The sequence below is a fragment of the Cnuibacter physcomitrellae genome, from assembly GCF_014640535.1.
Lineage (GTDB): Bacteria > Actinomycetota > Actinomycetes > Actinomycetales > Microbacteriaceae > Cnuibacter > Cnuibacter physcomitrellae.
Genome location: NZ_BMHD01000001.1, coordinates 1,029,719 through 1,047,247 on the forward strand (window position 1 = coordinate 1,029,719; position 17,529 = coordinate 1,047,247).

A 17,529-nucleotide genomic window follows, 5' to 3' on the forward strand; every position below is an offset into this window, starting at 1 on the left:
CGTCGAGGGCGGATCAGGGCGGCTGGTCGGCTCGTCTCAGCGACTAGTCTCAGCCAGCGTCTTCCCCGTCGTCTCCGGTGCGCGCACCTGCGACACGACGGCGCCGATCACGCAGATGCCCGCGCCGATGAGCATGCACCAGCCGGTGCCGATCGTCGAGATCCCCACGGGGAGGAGGAACGTGCCGACGGCCGCGCCCACGCGGCTGGCGGCCGCAGCCACGCCGACCGCCGAGCTCCTGACCTCCGTCGGCATGATCTCGATCGGGTACACCGCCGTGAGGTTGCCCTGGAGGGCGTTGAAGAACGCGAACACGGCGAAGCAGAGCAGGGTCGCCCAGGCTGGCGCTCCGGACCAGATGCCGACCACGGCCAGCGCGACCGCCATGATCCAGAACGGCGGGATGAGCTGCTTGCGTCGTCCGAGACGCTCGATCGTCAGCGCGCCGACGAGAGCCCCGAGTGTCGCCAGGGCGTTCACGCCGATGGTCCCCGCGGTCGGGTCGCCGAGGTCCAACGACTCGAGCACCACGGGCGCGAACGTGAAGATCGCGAAGTACGGAGCCACGTTGCACGCCCAGAACACCGCGAGGAAGATCAGGCGGCGCCTGTTCTCTCCCCGGAACAGCTCCCGGTATCCGCCCCGCCGACGAGTCTCGTCGGCGATGCCCTCGCGCTCGACGTACTCGTCGCCGAGGTGCCGGTCGATGACCTCCCGTGCCCGGACCGTGCGCCCGTGGCTCAGCAGCCACCGCGGCGACTCGGGCACCCCGAACCGGATGACGTACGCCGCGGCCGCAGGGATGACGCTCGTCGCGAGGACCCAGCGCCACGACAGCCCGCCCGCGGTCATCGCGTAGGCGACGACGACGGCGACCAGGAAGCCGCCGTACCAGCAGACGAGCAGTGCAGAGAGTCGTCGCCCACGCCCCTTCGACGGAGCGAACTCCGCCAGCATCGCCGCGCCGATCGCGTACTCCGCCCCGATCGCCATGCCGAGGAGAACCCGCATGACGAAGAGCTGGCCGGTGTCGGTCACGAACGCCTGCGCCAGCCCGAGCACCACGAAGCAGAGGATGTCGATGGTGAACATGCGCTGCCGACCGAAGCGATCGGACAGCCAGCCCGCCAGGGGCGCGCCCACGAAGATCCCGATGAGCGAGGAGGCGCCGACGAGCCCCGCCTCCACCGGAGACATCCCGAGAGCGACCGTGATCGCGGGAAGGACGACGCTGAGCACGCCGAGGTCGTATCCGTCGAGTCCCTCCCCCCAGGCTGCGCTGAGGTTGATCCTGCGGATCAGGATCCGCCGCCGATGATCGACGGCATCGGCGGTCGGGCTGCTCGTGACGCTGCTCATCCTCCGACTCTCGTCTCTGCGGAGCACCATGCCGTGGGGGTTGCGAGCAACGCCGCCGAGGGATGACGTCCGGGCGGACGCACAGTGCGGAAAGGAGGGCGGGAGGGGCACCGCCGCCGGCCCGTGGTGGGGGCCGGCGACGGTGGGTCGAGGTGCTACGACGCGCGGCGGCGGCGCAGCAGGACGAGGGCGAGACCCCCGAGCCCGGCGAGGAGGGCGAGGATCGCCGCGCCCGGCAGGTACGTCGGGGCGCCCGTGGCGGCGAGGGACCCGTCGGATCCGGTCCCCGCGGGAACCGCGCCCGAGCCGGACCCACCCGCGCCGGGGCCGGACCCGCCCGCACCGGGACCACCTGAGCCAGGTCCACCCGATCCCGGCCCACCGGATCCCGGACCGCCCGTGCCGGGTCCGCCGGGACCGGGCCCCGGGTCCGCCGGCGTGACGGCGACCGTGACCGTCGCGGTCGCCTGGACGCCGTCCGCGTCGGTCACCGTGACCACGGCCGCGTAGTCGCCGACCGCCGCGTAGGTGTGGCTCGCGCTCACCGAGTAGACCTCGCCGTCGGCGAGGGCCCGGACGCCGGGGGCGTCGCCTCCCGACGTCACGGCCGCGGAGGACACGCCCGTCCCGTCGCCCCAGTCCACCGTCGCCGTGTACTCGTCGGCGCTCGCTCCCGCACCCCCGGTGAACGTCGCGAGGACCGCGTCGAGCGCGACGCCGGCGGTGGCCGCGAGCCCGGCGGACGGCGTGACGGTGAGCGGCGAGAACTGCTGCGTCAGCCGCAGGTCGTCGACCCACCCGCGGAGATACCCGTTGTCGTCGGCGGTGGCGTAGTGGTCTCCCGTCGAGAAGTGGAGCACGACCTGATCGATGGTCTTCCCGTCCACCGAGTCGGGGAGCACGACGGAGACGTCGTTCCAGGCATCCGTCGTGAGCACACCCCCCTGCGCGAGCGGATCCAGGGTCGCGCCGTTCGACGCGGTCACGCCGCTGTCGCTCAGGCGCGTCCCGTCCGAGAACAGGAGGTCGACCGCGACGTACTGGCTCGCATCCTGCACCAGGCCCGCGATGGCGGTCGTCTCCCCCTGCGGGTACACCGACCAGCTCAGGGTCGAGCCGGCCTGCGCACGCAGCCCGTCGACGTCGAGCAGCTGCGTCGTCGCGCTCGCGTCGCGCTCGACGGCCCGGCCCGAGTAGACGATCGAGTAGCTGCCGGTGTGCGCCTTCTCCTGGTGGAGCTTCGTCTCCGGTCCGCCGATGCCGCAGCAGTACTCGCTCCAGCCGTCCTGGTCGAGGACGGTGTTGTCGGTCGGGCGGGCCTGTCCGTCCTCGAAGCTCGTGTCGATCACCGGGGTGCCCTGCTCGTGCACGGAGACGTTCACGACGGCGTCAGGCAGCGCCGATCCGTTCGCAGTGAAGTGGACGGTCACCGGATACGTGCCCGCGGCGAGGTCGGCTGCGGCCCGCAGCACGACGGGCGTCGTCGCGGTCCCGTTCTCGTCGAAGGCGAAGCTCCCGGACGGGGCGTCCGCGGTGAGCCCGGTGGGCGCCTCGATCGAGTACCCGGCGTCGACCGCGGCGTCGCCGAAGCGCTGTGCACGCACCGTGACCGGCGAGGTGGTTCCGCCCCGGACCGCGTCGGTCGTGGGGTCGACGCTCGCCAGCACCGACTGCTCGCCCTGACGCACCGACGGGGGCGCATCCGCCGCTGCCGTCCCCCACGACGTATTCGGAGCGCTGCCGAGCGTGTAGTCGACGACGGTGTCGTGCGAGATCGCGTCGGCCGGGAGCCAGGTCGCGGTCTGCGCCTGCCCGTCGACGCTCATCGACTGGATGTACTGGTTCTCGATGCTCGCCGCAGGCGCGGAGAGGGTGATCGTCTCGCCGCTGGCGCGGTGGATGACCGTGTCGGTGAACAGCGGAGCCGCCACCGTCAGCTCGGAGCGCGACGGGTTCTCCGGGTACAGCCCCATCGCGGCGAACACCAGCCATGACGACATCTCTCCGAGGTCGTCGTTGCCGGGGATGCCGTCGGGCCCGTTGGGCACGCCGTCCTTCGTGTCGAGCCACAGCTGCTGGATGGTGGCGCGCACGGTCTCCTGCGTCTTCCACGGGGTGCCGGCGTAGTTGTACAGCCACGGCGCGCCGATCGACGGCTCGTTGTCGACGTTGGAGTGCAGGTTGGTGTCCCAGGAGCCGCCCGCGAGCGTCCACTCGTTCGGGACGCCGTCGCCGTCCTCGTCGCCCACCTCGTGGAAGAAGGCGTCGAGCCGCGACTCGGCCGCCGCGTTGCCGCCCATCGCCTGGAACAGCCCCGCCGGATCGTGCTGCACCATCCAGGTGTACTGCGCGCTGGTGCCCTCGACGAAGCCGTTGCTCGACGCGGGGTCGAACCCGGTGGTCCAGGTGCCGTCGGCGTTGCGGCCCTGGACGTACCCGCCCGCCGGGGTCGCGGCGAGGTTGAACTGGTTCTGCCACGACTGCGAGCGGGCGATGAAGGCGTCGTGGTCGTCGGCGTACCCGAGGTGGTCGGCGAGGGTGGCGAGACCGTAGTCGGCCGCCGCCATCTCGAGCGTCTCGTTGGGGCAGCCCCAGGCGTTGCAGCCCTCCGGGTAGTACCCGTGCTGGAGGAACTGATCGAGCGACGGACGCTGTCCGACCACGGCGATGTTCCAGCCCGCCCGGGACAGATCGTTCGCGGTGGGCACGGTGGCCGCGGTCTTCAGCGACTGGTACGCGCGGTCGACGTCGAAGTCGTCGCCGCCGAAGGCGACGATCCCGGCCAGTGCGACCGCCGACGGGTCGCCCACCATGACGTGCGTGCCGCCCGAGTTGTGCGTCCAGCGGTCCCACTCGCCGCCGTTCTGGTCGGCCTGGTCGAGGAGCGACGCCGCGATGTCGCTGCCGCGCTTCGGGTCCAGCAGCGTGACGAGCTGCACCTGCGACCGATAGACGTCCCAGCCGGAGAACGTGGCGTACTGCGCATCCCGCCCTTCCGGCACCTCGTGCGTCGCGAGGTCGAAGCCCGTGTACTGACCGTTGACGTCGCTGGTGACGTTCGGATGCAGCAGAGCGTGGTAGAGCGCGGTGTAGAAGGTGGTGCGCTCGTCGCCGGTGCCGCCGCCGGTCTGGATGCGGTCGAGCTGCTCGTTCCAGTCGGCTCGCGTCCGGTCGCGCACCTGCTCGAGGGTCGTCCCGTCCGGGTTCTCCGTCGCGAGGTTCTCCTGCGCGTTGGCGAGGCTCACGTAGGAGATGCCCACGCGCGCGTTGACGGTGCTGCCGGCCGAGGTGTCGAACTCGACGTACGCGCCCGAGCCCTTGCCCGCCGGCGGGTAGCCGCCCGGGTAGGTGGTCCCGCCCTCCGCCTCAGTCGTGCCCGGGCGCAGCTGGTCGTCCTGCCAGGTGCCGACGCTCGCGAACGGGGTGTCGAACTGGGCGGTGAAGTAGACGGTGTAGTAGCTCTTCTGGAGGATGCCGTCGCCGGTGAACCCGCCGCAGAAGTTGCCGCTCGTGACCGAACCGGACACGGTGTTCGTGGCCTGGTCGATGTGCACGTCGGCATCGCTCGAGCCGACGAGCGAGTCCGAGGTGCGGATGAGCATCGACGCGGGCGAGCCCGAGGGGTACGTGAATCGTCCCGCGCCGGTGCGCGTCGTGGCACCGAGGTCGACCTGGACGCCGTTGTCGAGGTCGACGGAGTAGCTTCCCGGCGAGGCCTGCTCGTTCTCGTGCGAGAAGGTGCTTTGGAAGGGCGTGCCCGCCGCGTCGGCGGCGGACGGTGAGACGTCGACGCTCCCGCTCACCGGCATGAAGGGGAGGTCGCCCGACAGGCCCGCGCAGCCGGCGCCCGAGACGTGGGTCAGGCCGAAGCCGCGGATGATGTCGCGGCTGTAGTCGTATCCGCTCGGGGAGGCGCTCCGAAGCGTGCCGTCCCCCGCGACCGTGCTCTGGTCGGGGCTCCAGGCGAGCATGCCGAACGGGGCGACCGCTCCGGGGTAGGTGTTCCCCGCGTTCGAGCTGCCGACGAGCGGGTCGACGTACTGGGCGGGATCGGTGACGAGGGGGTTCGTCGCGGCCGGCGCGGCGGCCTGGGCGATCCCTCCCCCCGTGACGGTGAGGCCGGCGGCGAGGGCCGAGGTGGCGACGGCCGCGAGGGCGGCACGCAGAGGGCGGCCGTGGATGGTGCGAGATGTCACGTAGGTACTCCGATGGACCTGGGATTGTTCCGCCATGAAACCATCCATGTGACAACGTTGTCAACCCTGAACGGGTGACACGGGCTCCCCGCCTCCCCCGCTTCCGCGCCCTGTCTGGAGGATCGCCCGACCAGAGGGCGCGCGACACGTCAGAACGGCCGCGGCGACCGGGGAACGGAACCTCGAGGCGTCCACCGGATGCGCGGTGGACCGCGCGCGAGCGGGAGGTGTGCGGCTATCGTCGCGGGATGGCCCGTCTCCGCTCCTTCGCCCAGGTCGACGTGTTCTCGGCGCAGCCGCTCCGGGGGAACCCGGTCGCCGTGGTGCTCGACGGAGAGGGGATGTCCGACGCGGACATGCAGGGCCTCGCGCACTGGACGAACCTGTCGGAGACGACGTTCCTCCTGCCCCCGGTCGACCCGGACGCCGACTACCGGCTGCGCATCTTCACACCCACCCGTGAGCTCCCGTTCGCCGGGCACCCCACGCTGGGAAGCGCGCGTGCCTGGCTCGACGGGGGCGGATCGCCGCAGCGTGCGGGGACGATCGTGCAGGAGTGCGGGGCGGGACTCGTCCGCATCCGGATCGAGGGCAACATGTTGTCGTTCGCGGCGCCGCCGACCGTCCGCTCGGGTCCGGTGGACGCCGCCCTCCTGGCGCGCGTGGTCGAGGCCCTGGGCGTCGAGACGGACGACGTCGTGGCGCACCAGTGGGTCGACAACGGACCGGGGTGGCTCGTGATCCAGCTCCCGTCGGCCGAGCACGTGCTCGCCGTGGAGCCGCGGCTCGCGCTGATCCCCGACGCCAAGGTCGGCGTGGTCGGCGCGTACCCGCCCGGGTCGCCCGAGGCGTTCGAGGTCCGTGCGTTCTCGGCGGCGCTCGGTGGGGGCGAGGATCCGGTCACGGGCAGCCTCAACGCGAGCGTGGCCCAGTGGCTGCTGCGGACGGGCGCCATGACGGGCGCGTGGACCGCCTCGCAGGGCACTCGCCTGGGCCGAGCCGGCCGCGTCTCGATCACCCCGGACGGCGACGACCTCTGGGTGGGCGGCGCGTGCACCACCGTCGTCCGCGGCACCGCCCTCCTCTGACCCCGCCCGCCCCGCCCGTCCGGGCTCGGGGACCCGCGTGGCGCTGGTCAGGCGCCGAGGGCGGCGGCCTGGGCGTCGAGGACGGCGAGCACCGCGTCCTCCGCGTCCTGGGTCTCGGCCGCCGTGACGCCGTTCGCGACGTACGTCTGCACCACCACCCACCGGTCGCCGGCGTCGGTCCACCAGGTCGAGCGGACGGTGTCGCCGTCCTGCTGCGAGGGCCCGCTCACGCCGTTCCAGCCCTCGTGCGAGACCGCGGTCCACGTGGGGTCGGATGCGGAGCAGGCGGCTACCTCGGCGTCGAGCGCCGCGAGGGGGTCGTCGGCCACGCCGCCGGCCCGGTCGTCGATGATCGCGATGCCGATCGACGCCTCGAGCCGCTCCGGCTCCGCGGCGACGCCCAGGTCGATCGTCTCGATGTTCTCCTGGACGTGCGACCACGCACCCCACCACGCGTCCTTCCGCGCGGCGTCGCACTCGGGCGAGGACGTCCACTCCGGTGTGTTCACGATGAAGGTGTAGTTCGACTCCTGCCACCGGCGCCCGTCCCGGACGCACAACTCCTCCGGCGTCACGACGTCGGTCTCCCCGGTCGGGGAGGGCGGGCAGCCCACCGTCTCCTCCGGCGCGGTCCCGTCCGGGGTGTTCGCCGTGCACCCGGTGACGGCGAGGCACGACACCAGGACGAGGCCGCCCACCCACGCCGCTCTCCGCATCCCCATGACACGCACCCTGCCATGAAGCGGGGTTTCGCGCCCTGTTTGACCTTCCGCGCGCCCACTGACCCCGCGAGAGGTCACGAAGGCAGCGAAACCCGCAGGAGACGGAGGACGACGCCGTCAGTGCTTCGCGTTCTGGGCGGCGGCGGCCGCGGCGAGGATCGTGAGCAGTCGCGGCGACGACCGCTCGGGCAGGTGCACCTCGATGAAGACAGCGCGCTCGGTGGTGGCGTGCGCGAGCGCCAGCGCCTCCGCGAGCTCGGCCTGGGTCGACGCCGACACCGTCACCGCGAGGTCGCGCGCGCCGAACGCCGCGGGGATGAGCGTCCAGTCCCAGGGCGTGATGTCCTGGTACACGGCCGCCGGGCTCTGGATCATGCGCTCGACCGTGTAACCGCCGTTGTTCAACAGGAACACGATCGGCGTGTAACCGCGGTGGAGGATCGTGGCGAGCTCCTGGATCGTCAGCTGCGCCGCTCCGTCACCGACGAAGAGCACGCAGCGCTTCGAGGGATCGGCTACGGCGGCACCGAGCGTCGCGGGCACGGTGTAGCCGATCGCCGACCAGACGGGCTGGCCGAGCAGCGCGCATCCGTCGGGCAGCAGGAGGTCGAGCGCACCGTAGAAGGAGGTGCCCGCATCCGCGATCACGGTGGTGTCGGGCTGCAGCCAGCCCTGGATGCTGTCCCAGAAGAAGTCCTGGTCGAGCTCCGCGTCGGGGGCGGGCGGGTCGGCGACGAGCACCGGCGGATGCCCGACCGGCGTCACCGCCGGCCGGTGCGACTCCCCCAGCACCTCGTGCAGGGCGCGCAGCGAGTCGGAGAGGCGGACGCCGTAGTAGGTGGTGTCGGCGATCCGCGCGGATGTGAGCCCCAGCTCGATCGCGGCGTCCTCGTCGAACGCCTGGGTGAAGAAGCCGGTGAGGAAGTCGCTCATCACGGTGCCGGCGAGCACCAGGAGCTCGGCGCCGTCCACGGCCTCGCGCGCCTCGTCGATGCGGGTGAAGGCGCCCATGTACGTGCCGAGGCTGGCCGGGTGCGACTCGTCGAGCACGGCCTTCGCCATGTTCTGCGACGCGACGTAGACGCCGTCGTGGTCGGCGATGTCGCGGATGACCGGCTCGAGCGACGTGCGGTGCACCTGCGGCCCGACGAGGAGCGTCACCCGTTCGGACGGGGTCACCACGGCGCGGAGGCCCTCCCGGAAGCGCGCCAGCTCGCCCGCGTCGCTCGTCGCCCCGACGAGCGGGGTGCGGAGGTTCGCCGCGTGCACGGGGGCGACGGCGACGTCCGTCGGGATGGCGAGGTACACGGGCTTCGATTCGCGGAGGGCCGTCATGAGGGCGGAGTCGATGTCGCGCGTGGCGCTCTGAGCGCGCACGATCGTCGCGGAGGCGGTGACCTCGCGATACGCGCGCACGAAGTGCTCGTAGTCGCCGTCGATGAGCGTGTGGTGGAGGTGTGCACCCGCCGCCCGGGCGACCGTCGAGGGCATGCCGGTGATCTGCACCACGGGCACGTCCTCCGAGAAGCTGCCGGCCACCCCGTTGATCGCCGACATCTCGCCCACGCCGAAGGTCGTGACGAGGGCGCCGATGCCCCGCTTGAGCCGCGCGTAGCCGTCGGCCGCGTAGGCGGCATTGAGCTCGTTCGTGGATCCGACCCAGGTGAAGCCGTCGACCGTGGTCATCTGGTCGAGGAGGCTCAGGTTGAAGTCGCCGGGGAGGCCGAACACGTGATCCGCTCCGAGCTGCACGAGACGTGTGGCGAGGTACTGCCCGACCGTGACGGTCGGATGGACGACGGTCGCGGAGGCGGGGTCGTCGGTGATGGTGTCGGTCATGGCTGCGATTCCTTCGTGTCGGCGCCGGCGCCCTCGTGAGCCGCGCGGCGTGCGGTCATGCGACGAGCCCGAGACGGTCGGCCACGCTGCCCATCGCTTCGGCGAACGACTCCTCGGCCCCGGGCTCGCCCTGCGACGGCCCGCCGGAGAGGTCGACGCCCGAGACGCCGTCCACCGCGAGCAGAGCCTCGCACAGTTCGGTCACGGCGTCGAGCCCGGCGGCCCGCGGGTCGCGCGCGTGCAGGATCCGATCGAGGAAGCCGTCCGGGAGGACGAGGGACGTGAACGACCGCAGCAGGGCCGCGCTCCCGGCATCGACGACCATCGGGACGCAGACGACGAACGCCGGATCGGCGCCCTCACCGCGTACGTCCCCGATGAAGCGGCGCACCGGCTCCACCCCGCCGCAGTGGTCGATGAAGCAGACGTCGGCGCCCGCGCGCAGCTTCTCGGCGAGCCGCGCCGCCCGGCGGTCGACGGGCGGGGTCGTCGGCGACTCGCCGACCGACACCAGGTGCCCTGCCGCTCGCGCCAGCGCCGCGGTGCGGGTCGAGTCGAGGTCGAAGACCGGCATCGCGTCCGGACGGTCTCCGGTGAGGGTGTGGTCGCCGGTGACGCAGTGCACCGCGGCGACACCGGCGTCCGCGAGCGCCGCCAGTTCACCCTCGAGGGCGACGCGGTTGCGGTCGCGGTTGTTGAACCCGGCCCACACCGCGACACCGCGGTCCTGGATCAGGCGGGCACGGTAGGCGGGCGGGAACTGCACGCGTGACGTGCCCGAGTCGCCGGCGAGCACCGCATCCACGCGTCCCGCGAGCACGTCGGCGCAGCGCTCGAGCGACCCGCGGTCGAGCGCTCGAGCGGGGAAGTCGGCGACCACGACGGGTCGCGTGGCGAGCAGATCACGCATCCGCCGGGCCGACGGGATGCGGTCGTCGAGGTCGGCCCCTCCCGAGGCGTCGGGCGCCCCGTGCCACCGGACGGTCGGCTCGTCGAGGAAGACGCAGGGGTGCACGGCGACCTCGCAGCGACCGTCGAGCTCGACGCCGCCACAGGGGCCGTACTCCATGCGCTTCGGGCATGCCTCCTGCACAGCCGGACCGACCATGCGGTCATGCTAGCCAGCGGATGTGTCCACCACGTTTCGCCCCCGCGCCCCTATGCTCGGCCCATGCGGACAGTGCAGGCGCGGGGCGGACGAGGTCGTGCGTTCCGTCCTGTCTTACGGCGTGGTGCCGCGCCCCTCTTCGCGGCCCTCGCCTCCGCGGCGCTGCTCGCTTCGAGCCCCACCGTGACCACCGCGAGCGCCTCCACGTCCACCCCGACCGCCGCGTGGTACCTCTCCTTCCACGGCGGCGCGGCCGGCTCGGGCGTGAACCAGGTGTACGGCTACGACAGCACGGGCGTCTTGGTCCAACCGGCCGTCCTCGCGTCCGGCCCTTCGGACCCCGTCCTCGCCGAACTGAGGGGCATGGCGGTCACCCCGTCGGGCGCCCTCCTCGTGGCCAACGCGACCGAGGACGACAGCACCGTCCTCCAGTACGGCCCCACCGACGCCGACGGCATCCGTCCGATCGTCCCGCCCGACGGCATCCTCGCCTCGGGGACCACCGCCGGAGCGGGGCTGGCGCATCCGTACGGGCTCGCGACCCTGCCCTCCGGCGACATCGCGGTCTCGAGCCAGGACTCCCAGGTCGTGACCCTCCTCACCGCGGACGGGCAGCCCGATCCGGCCTCGGGCGGTGCCCCGTGGTGGTCGTCACAGCATCCGGATGCGGACCTGCCGCCGGGCACGCTCGTCCCGTCGTCCGCCGACGTGCCCGCGAAGGACGGCGGGCTCGTGGCGCCGCGCGGCATCCTGATCGTCGCATCCGGTGATGCTGGGACGGACGACGCGACGCTGTACGTGGCCGACAACGGAGCCCAGGCTGTGCGGAGCTATGACGCCGTGACCGGGGAGTTCCTCGGCGACGTGCTCACCGCCTCCCGCGACGGTCTCGGGAGCCCCGTCGGGCTCGCCCTCCACGACGGACGCCTGTACGTCACGAGCGAGGGCACCGACGACGTGACGAGCGTCGACCTCTCGAGCGGGACGACGCACACCGTGGTCTCGGGGAAGGTCGATCACCTCGAGCTCGACCATCCGTCGGGCCTGGCCTTCGGTGCGGACGGCCGGTTGTACGTGGCCAGCCGGGTCGCGCAGCAGGTCATCGCCTACACGCTGGATGCGAAGGGCGACTCCACGACGAAGGCCGCCGTCTTCCTCGACCGGCTTCCCGACCAGCCCGAGCAGCTGCTCGGACTGCTGCCGGCGGGTCTGGGCGGCGCGGAGCCGGGCTCCGACCCCGGCGCTCCCCCCGGCGTCGTCGACTCTCCCCCGGCGGGCGCCGACCCGAGGACGGGACCCTCCGGGACCTCGACCGTCGCACCCGCCCTGGCGGCCACCGGGCTCGCCGCCTCCGGCTCCCCGACCCGGTCGGATGGCCCGCTCGCCGCGGTCCTCGTGCTCTGCCTCCTCGGGGCGGGCCTCGCGCTCCTCGCGGCGAGCAGGGTCGGCCGCCGCCTCTAGGCTGTCGGCATGACCGCACCCTTCGACCTCGTCGTCCGTTCCCGCGCCGTCTTCACCGAGGGCCGGTGGCGTGAGGCGGCCGTCGCCGTGCGCGACGGGATCGTCGTGCTCCTCGCCGAGTACGAGGAGGAGATCCCGGCCCACGTCGAGGTGGTCCTGCCGGAGGGACAGGTGCTCATGCCCGGCGTGGTGGATTCGCACGTGCACGTCAACGAGCCCGGCCGCACCGAGTGGGAGGGCTTCACCACCGGCACCCGCGCCGCCGCCGCCGGCGGGGTCACCACCATCGTCGACATGCCGCTGAACAGCATCCCGCCCACGACGACGGTCGAGGGTCTCGACGTCAAGCGCGCGGCGGCCGAGCCGCAGGCGAGCGTCGACGTGGGGTTCTGGGGCGGCGCGATCCCGTCGAGCCTGGGCTCGCTCCGGCCGCTGTGGGAGCGCGGCGTGTTCGGCTTCAAGGCGTTCCTCTCGCCCTCGGGGGTCGACGAGTTCCCGCACCTGACGACGGATCAGCTGAACGCTGCCCTCGACGAGATCGCCGGCTTCGGCGGGCTCCTGATCGTGCACGCGGAGGATCCCGACGTGCTCGACCGCAGCGGCGCCTCCGAGAGCAGCACCCACTACCTCGACTTCGTCGCGAGCCGCCCCGATCTGGCCGAGGAGGACGCGATCGCCCACGTGATCGCCGGTGTCCGCCGCAGCGGCGCGCGGGCGCATGTGCTCCACCTCTCCAGTGCGCGCGCCCTCGACCAGATCCGCGCGGCGAAGGCCGAGGGCCTGCCGATCACGGTCGAGACCTGCCCGCACTACCTCAGCTTCGCCGCGGGCGAGATCCCCGACGGCGCCACCCAGTTCAAGTGCTGCCCGCCCATCCGCGACGAGGGCAACCGCGACCTGCTCTGGGAGGCGCTGGTCGACGGCACCATCGACCTCGTCGCCTCCGATCACTCCCCCTCCACCGCCGAGCTCAAGTTCTCGTCCGGCGGCGACTTCCTGGAGGCATGGGGCGGCATCTCAGGGCTGCAGGTGTCACTGCCCGCCGTGTGGACGGCCGCCCGCGATCGCGGCATCCCGCTCGAACGGGTCATCGGATGGATGTGCGAGGGTCCCGCGGCGCTGACGGGTCTGACGGGTTCGAAGGGCTCGATCGAGCCCGGGGCCGCCGCCGACCTCGTCGCCTTCGCCCCCGAGGAGTCCTTCACCGTCCACGCGTCCGAGCTCGAGCACCGCAACAAGGTGAGCGCGTTCGACGGCCGCGAGCTGCACGGCGTCGTGCACACGACATGGCTCGCCGGCGCTCCCGTCTACTCGCTCGCTCCGGCGGGCGACGCCGTCTTCGCGGCGCCCTCGGGGCGTCTGCTCGAGCGGACCGGCGACCGGCACGGGCTGTAAACAGCACGTAAATTCGTGCGGGCCGCCGCTCCCTCGGGCGGCGTCGGGCCGGCACCGACGAGAGACTGGGGTCGCGGATGCGGCGCGCACGCCCGCGTCCCCTCAGCGGAGGAAAGGTGGACCGCATGGCGATCGTCCTCGGACCGAATCAGTACGGCAAGGCCGAGAACCGCGTGGTGCGCATCTACCGCGACAGCCCGCGGCACGAGATCCACGACGTGAACGTGTCGACGTCCCTCCGCGGCGACTTCGCGGCCGCGCACCTCGCCGGCGATCAGGGCTCGGTGCTCCCCACCGACACGCAGAAGCAGACCGCCTACTCCTACGCGAAGGAGAAGGGCCTCACCTCGATCGAGCCGTACGGCATCACCCTGGCCACGCACTTCGTCGACGACGTCGTCCCCGTCGATGGCGCCCGCGTCGAGATCGAGGAGTACGCCTGGGAGCGGGTCACGGTCGACGGCGCGGAGCACGACCACACCTTCGTCCGCCGTGGCCAGGAGGTACGCACCGCCGCGATCACCGTCGAGGGCAAGGGCGATGCGCAACGCGTGTGGCTGGTGGGCGGCCTGAAGGACCTCACGATCCTGAAGACCACCGGCAGCGAGTTCCACGGCTTCCTCACCGACCCGTACACCGTGCTCGAGCCCACCAGCGACCGCATCATGGCGACGTCGCTCGTGGCGCGGTGGAGGTTCGCCTCCACCGATCCCGCCGACTGGGCGGACCTCGACTGGGAGGGCCTCTACGCCGGGGTGAAGCAGACCATGGTCGAGGTGTTCGCGACGCTGCAGTCGCTGGCGCTGCAGCAGACGCTGTTCGAGATGGGCAAGGCGGTGCTCGAGCGCTACGACGTGCTCGCGGAGGTGCGCCTCTCGGCGCCGAACAAGCACCACTTCCTCTACGACCTCTCGCGCTTCGGGGTCGACAACCCCGGCGAGGTCTTCCACGCCGACGACCGCCCCTACGGCCTCATCCAGGCCTCGGTCCTCCGCGACGACGCCCCCGACGCGGGCTCCGCCTGGACCCCCGGCGCCGGCTTCGCCTGATCACCGGCCTGTCGGTTGCGTCGTCCCGCGTCCCCGGTCGACGCGCGTTCCGGGGTCGACGCGCGTCAGCTGCCGCGGTAGGTGCTGTAGGCGAAGGGGCTCAGCAGGAGCGGGATGTGGTAGTGCTGGTCCGCATCCATCAGCTCGAACACCACGTGCACCTCGGGGTAGAACGGGCGCACCTCCTGCTCGGCGAAGTAGGTCGCGGTGTCGAAGGTGACGCGGTAGCGGCCGGGCTCCAGGCGTGCCGGACCGAGCTGGTTGACGCGCCCATCCGCATCCGTCACCGCCGACCCGATCATGTGCCAGTTGCCGAGCTCATCGTGCTCGAGGATGATCGGCACGCCCGCCGCGGGACGGCCGATCACCGAGTCGAGGACGTGCGAGGTGACGTGGCTGCGGTCGGTCATCGGTCCTCCGGACTCGGGGCGGGGGTGGCGGGGACGGCCTCCGCCGAGACGGGGTAGAGCGACGCGAGCCGCAGCATCGTGATGTCGTGGAGCTCCGAGGCCACCGTCGCCGCCTCGGTCGCATCGTCGAGCTCGAGACGTCGCTGCAACTCGGACAGGATCTCGGCGCGCGAACGACCGGCGGCGCGGATGAGGAACACGCGGTCGAACCGCGCCTCGTAGGCTCGGTTGCCGTCGGCGATCGCGGCCGCGAGGTGCTCGTCCGAGGCGTCGGCGGTCGACTGCTCGCTGCGCGAGAAGCGCTGCGCCTGCCCCTCCCCCTGAGCCCGCTCGCCGATGCGCGGATGGTGGGCGAGGGCGGCATCGACCTCGGCCGGGGTGAGGGAGGCGGCGACGTCGTCGGCCGCCGCGAGCAGCGCCGCGTTGTCGGAGTAGGGACCCGCGGCCACGACGTCGTCCGCGAAGCGCTGGACGCCCAGACACGACAGCAGGGCCTCGCGGAGCTCATCGTTCGACTGTCCGCTCACCGCATCCGCCATTCGTCCAGCTTACGATGAGGGCATGACCGACACGATCGTCGGGCTCGTGCTGGCCGCGGGCTCCGGGAGCCGCTACGGAGGACCCAAGGCGCTCGTCGTGGGCGACGACGGCGTGCCGTGGCTCGCCCGCGCGATCGACGTGCTGAGGAGCGGCGGATGCGACGAGGTGGTCGTCGTGCTCGGCGCGTCGGCCGTCGAGGCGGGTGCGCTGCTCCGCGAGACGGGCCTCGGCGACGACACGGAGGAGGATGGCGAGTCCCCGGTCCGGGTGGTGGAGACCGAGCACTGGGCCCGTGGCATCGGCGAGTCGCTGCGCGCCGGGCTCACGGAGGCCGCGCGTGTCGACCCGGTCGCCGTCGTGGTCACCCTCGTCGACCTCCCCGCCCTCCAACCGAGTGCGGTCGAGCGTGTGATCGGCACGCCGCATCCGCCGAGCGAGGATGCGCTGCGACAGGCCGTGTACGACGGGCGACCCGGGCACCCGGTGCTCATCGGAGCGACGCATCTCCCCGCGCTCGTCGACTCGCTCGACGGCGACGTCGGCGCACGCCCCTACCTCGTCGCGCACGACGTGCTGGAGGTCGACTGCACGGGGCTCGGCGGGGACGACGACCGTGACGTGCCGGACAGGCTTCCGCTCGACTGAGCGGCACCTCCGGATCACGACGGCGCCGGAATGCGCTCGTGTCCCTCGCGCGTTGACGACGACATGACCATCGCAGACGTGAAGACCATGGGGATCATCGGCGCAGGCAACATCGGAGGGCAGCTCGCTCGGCTCGCCGTCCGACACGGCTACGACGCCGTGATCAGCAACTCCCGCGGCCCCGAGACCCTCTCCGACCTCATCGCCGAGCTCGGACCGACCGCCCGCGCGGCGACCGCCGCCGAAGCGGGTGAAGCGGGCGACCTGGTCGTCGTCACCATCCCGCTGAGGAACTACGCCCAGGTGCCGGTCGAGCCCCTGGCCGGCAAGGTCGTCATCGACACGAACAACTACTACCCGCAGCGCGACGGGCAGATCGCCGAGCTCGACGACGAGACCACCACGACCGCGGAGCTGCTGCAGGCGCACCTGCCGACCTCGACCGTCGTGAAGGCGTTCAACAACATCATGGCGGCCGACCTCACCACCGACGGCAGTGCACCGGGCACCCCCGATCGCCGCGCGCTCATCATCGCCGGTGACGACGAGACGGCGAAGGCCACGGTCTCCGCCCTGATCGAGGAGTTCGGGTTCGACGTCGTCGACGCGGGCCCTCTCGCTGAGGGATGGCGCTTCCAGCGCGACGAGCCCGCCTACGTGACCCGCATGACGGCTCCCGAGGCCGTCGAGCGCCTCGCCGCCGCCGTCCGCTACGCCGACATGTAGCCCACGCCCCCACTCGGGCGGGCTTTGTCCAGGTTTCCGTCGCTCTTTCGTGAAAAGGCGACGGAAACCTGGACAAAGCCGGGGCCCACGGACGGCGCGGGACGCGCACGCTTCAGCTCGGGTCGAGCTCGCCTAGGCGGTCGTAGAGGGTCGTGATCGTCGCGATGCGCGTGCGCGACTCGCGGGTGCGCAGCGCGAGCGCCGACGACGCGAGGACGTTCACCAGGCTCATCGCGGACGCATAGCTGTCGAGCGCCGAGACGCTGTCGATAGGGCACTCGATCCACGTCGTGACGCCGTCGGCGTACCGGCGCGCGGAGGCGTCGGCGATGAGCACGATCGGGACGCCCCGGGAGGCGATGCCGTCGAGCATCCGCCCGAAGCCCGCCGCACGTCGGCGGAACCCGAAGAGCACGACCGCGTCGCGGGCGTCGAGCTCTGCGATCTCCTCCGACACGGTCTGGCCGGGCAGCGGAGCGACGTGCACGTGCCCCCGGCCCTGCGCCAGCTGCTCACGGAGGTGCAGCGCGAGCGGGAAGCCGTTGCGCTGGCCGATGATCGTCACCGTGCGGGCGCGGGCGAGCAGCGTCGCGACCTGCTCGAGCCGGCCCGCGGGGAGCGAGTCGAGCATCCGCCGGAGGTTCTCCACCTCGCGCACGAGGTGCGCGGCGAGATCGGCCGAGGCGCCGGGCACGACGCCGCCCACCGGCACACCGGACGATCGCAGCGCGCGGGCGTGCTCCCGCACCTCCTGCGCGTTCTCGAAGCCGAGCCGGCGGAAGAGCCTCGACACCGTGGCCTTCGAGACGCCGCTGCGCTGGGCCAGCTCGGTGCCGGAGTAGATCGCGAGATCGCCGAGGTGGTCGAGGATGAAGTCGGCGGCCCGCTGCTCCTGCGGCGAGAGGTCGCCGTAGGAGCGGTCGATCCGCTGCCCGATGCTCATCGGCGGACGCGACGGCGTCGCCCCTGACCGCCCGACCGTGGTGCTCAT

The 17,529-nt window shown here is 72.3% G+C and carries 14 protein-coding genes; 6 read left to right on the top strand and 8 right to left on the bottom strand.

The genetic code is table 11. From position 1 onward, the window contains the following. Positions 1-36 precede the first annotated feature (36 nt). Both IEX69_RS04825 and IEX69_RS04830 read right to left on the bottom strand, forming a co-directional pair. Positions 37-1,359: an MFS transporter gene (locus tag IEX69_RS04825; RefSeq protein WP_085019964.1), complete on the bottom strand. Its 1,323-nt coding sequence runs from the start codon at positions 1,357-1,359 to the stop codon at positions 37-39. Between the two features lie 155 nt (positions 1,360-1,514). After that, positions 1,515-5,555 carry a GH92 family glycosyl hydrolase gene (locus tag IEX69_RS04830; RefSeq protein ID WP_174604459.1) on the bottom strand — a complete coding sequence of 1,347 codons (4,041 nt, stop codon included), beginning with the start codon at positions 5,553-5,555 and terminating at the stop codon, positions 1,515-1,517. A gap of 248 nt (positions 5,556-5,803) precedes the next feature. Here IEX69_RS04830 and IEX69_RS04835 point away from each other — a divergent pair, with 248 nt between their 5' ends. Next, the gene (locus IEX69_RS04835) at positions 5,804-6,643 is read left to right on the top strand and encodes a PhzF family phenazine biosynthesis protein (protein WP_085019966.1); all 840 of its coding nucleotides are present in this window, start codon (positions 5,804-5,806) and stop codon (positions 6,641-6,643) included. A 47-nt stretch (positions 6,644-6,690) separates the two neighbouring features. Here the strand turns inward: IEX69_RS04835 and IEX69_RS04840 are convergent, their stop codons facing one another. The 3 genes from IEX69_RS04840 to IEX69_RS04850 all read right to left on the bottom strand — a co-directional run bounded on the left by IEX69_RS04840 (position 6,691) and on the right by IEX69_RS04850 (position 10,312). After that, on the bottom strand, positions 6,691-7,365 hold the full coding sequence (locus tag IEX69_RS04840) for a hypothetical protein (RefSeq protein ID WP_157127192.1): 675 nt from the start codon (positions 7,363-7,365) through the stop codon (positions 6,691-6,693). A gap of 117 nt (positions 7,366-7,482) precedes the next feature. After that, entirely contained in the window at positions 7,483-9,204 is a 1,722-nt protein-coding gene (locus IEX69_RS04845; protein ID WP_085019968.1) for an alpha-keto acid decarboxylase family protein, read from the bottom strand. Between the two features lie 55 nt (positions 9,205-9,259). After that, positions 9,260-10,312: a methylenetetrahydrofolate reductase C-terminal domain-containing protein gene (locus IEX69_RS04850; RefSeq protein ID WP_085019969.1), complete on the bottom strand. Its 1,053-nt coding sequence runs from the start codon at positions 10,310-10,312 to the stop codon at positions 9,260-9,262. Between the two features lie 63 nt (positions 10,313-10,375). Between IEX69_RS04850 and IEX69_RS04855 the strand changes: the two genes are divergently transcribed. The 3 genes from IEX69_RS04855 to pucL all read left to right on the top strand — a co-directional run bounded on the left by IEX69_RS04855 (position 10,376) and on the right by pucL (position 14,217). Further along, the gene (locus tag IEX69_RS04855) at positions 10,376-11,773 is read left to right on the top strand and encodes an NHL repeat-containing protein (RefSeq protein WP_188760935.1); all 1,398 of its coding nucleotides are present in this window, start codon (positions 10,376-10,378) and stop codon (positions 11,771-11,773) included. Positions 11,774-11,782: 9 nt separating this feature from the next. After that, on the top strand, positions 11,783-13,168 hold the full coding sequence (gene allB / locus IEX69_RS04860) for an allantoinase AllB (protein ID WP_085019971.1): 1,386 nt from the start codon (positions 11,783-11,785) through the stop codon (positions 13,166-13,168). A gap of 125 nt (positions 13,169-13,293) precedes the next feature. Then, positions 13,294-14,217 carry a factor-independent urate hydroxylase gene (gene pucL / locus IEX69_RS04865; protein WP_085019972.1) on the top strand — a complete coding sequence of 308 codons (924 nt, stop codon included), beginning with the start codon at positions 13,294-13,296 and terminating at the stop codon, positions 14,215-14,217. A 65-nt stretch (positions 14,218-14,282) separates the two neighbouring features. Here the strand turns inward: pucL and uraH are convergent, their stop codons facing one another. Together uraH and uraD are read right to left on the bottom strand one after the other, a co-directional pair. Beyond that, entirely contained in the window at positions 14,283-14,627 is a 345-nt protein-coding gene (gene uraH / locus IEX69_RS04870) for a hydroxyisourate hydrolase (protein WP_085019973.1), read from the bottom strand. After that, on the bottom strand, positions 14,624-15,166 hold the full coding sequence (gene uraD / locus IEX69_RS04875; RefSeq protein ID WP_085019974.1) for a 2-oxo-4-hydroxy-4-carboxy-5-ureidoimidazoline decarboxylase: 543 nt from the start codon (positions 15,164-15,166) through the stop codon (positions 14,624-14,626). Before uraD ends, uraH begins: the two co-directional genes overlap by 4 nt. A 22-nt stretch (positions 15,167-15,188) precedes the next feature. Here uraD and IEX69_RS04880 point away from each other — a divergent pair, with 22 nt between their 5' ends. Then, on the top strand, positions 15,189-15,812 hold the full coding sequence (locus IEX69_RS04880; protein ID WP_085019975.1) for a nucleotidyltransferase family protein: 624 nt from the start codon (positions 15,189-15,191) through the stop codon (positions 15,810-15,812). 78 nt (positions 15,813-15,890) lie between these two features. Further along, a complete protein-coding gene (locus IEX69_RS04885; protein ID WP_085021484.1) occupies positions 15,891-16,538 on the top strand; it encodes an NADPH-dependent F420 reductase in 648 nt (215 codons plus the stop codon). A gap of 112 nt (positions 16,539-16,650) precedes the next feature. On the opposite strand, the gene IEX69_RS04890 is transcribed toward IEX69_RS04885, so the two are convergent. After that, positions 16,651-17,529, bottom strand: a complete 879-nt coding sequence (locus tag IEX69_RS04890) for a MurR/RpiR family transcriptional regulator (RefSeq protein WP_229756231.1) — start codon at positions 17,527-17,529, stop codon at positions 16,651-16,653.

What these genes read in the sequence shown, in the direction of transcription:
- IEX69_RS04845 (WP_085019968.1), bottom strand. Translation starts at nt 9,204, where the DNA reads ATGACCGACACCATCACCGACGACCCCGCCTCCGCGACCGTCGTCCAT.
- IEX69_RS04855 (WP_188760935.1), top strand. Translation starts at nt 10,376, where the DNA reads ATGCGGACAGTGCAGGCGCGGGGCGGACGAGGTCGTGCGTTCCGTCCT.
- IEX69_RS04880 (WP_085019975.1), top strand. Translation starts at nt 15,189, where the DNA reads ATGACCGACACGATCGTCGGGCTCGTGCTGGCCGCGGGCTCCGGGAGC.
- allB (WP_085019971.1), top strand. Translation starts at nt 11,783, where the DNA reads ATGACCGCACCCTTCGACCTCGTCGTCCGTTCCCGCGCCGTCTTCACC.
- IEX69_RS04890 (WP_229756231.1), bottom strand. Translation starts at nt 17,529, where the DNA reads ATGAGCACCACGGTCGGGCGGTCAGGGGCGACGCCGTCGCGTCCGCCG.
- IEX69_RS04840 (WP_157127192.1), bottom strand. Translation starts at nt 7,365, where the DNA reads ATGGGGATGCGGAGAGCGGCGTGGGTGGGCGGCCTCGTCCTGGTGTCG.
- uraH (WP_085019973.1), bottom strand. Translation starts at nt 14,627, where the DNA reads ATGACCGACCGCAGCCACGTCACCTCGCACGTCCTCGACTCGGTGATC.
- pucL (WP_085019972.1), top strand. Translation starts at nt 13,294, where the DNA reads ATGGCGATCGTCCTCGGACCGAATCAGTACGGCAAGGCCGAGAACCGC.
- IEX69_RS04850 (WP_085019969.1), bottom strand. Translation starts at nt 10,312, where the DNA reads ATGGTCGGTCCGGCTGTGCAGGAGGCATGCCCGAAGCGCATGGAGTAC.
- IEX69_RS04835 (WP_085019966.1), top strand. Translation starts at nt 5,804, where the DNA reads ATGGCCCGTCTCCGCTCCTTCGCCCAGGTCGACGTGTTCTCGGCGCAG.
- uraD (WP_085019974.1), bottom strand. Translation starts at nt 15,166, where the DNA reads ATGGCGGATGCGGTGAGCGGACAGTCGAACGATGAGCTCCGCGAGGCC.
- IEX69_RS04825 (WP_085019964.1), bottom strand. Translation starts at nt 1,359, where the DNA reads ATGAGCAGCGTCACGAGCAGCCCGACCGCCGATGCCGTCGATCATCGG.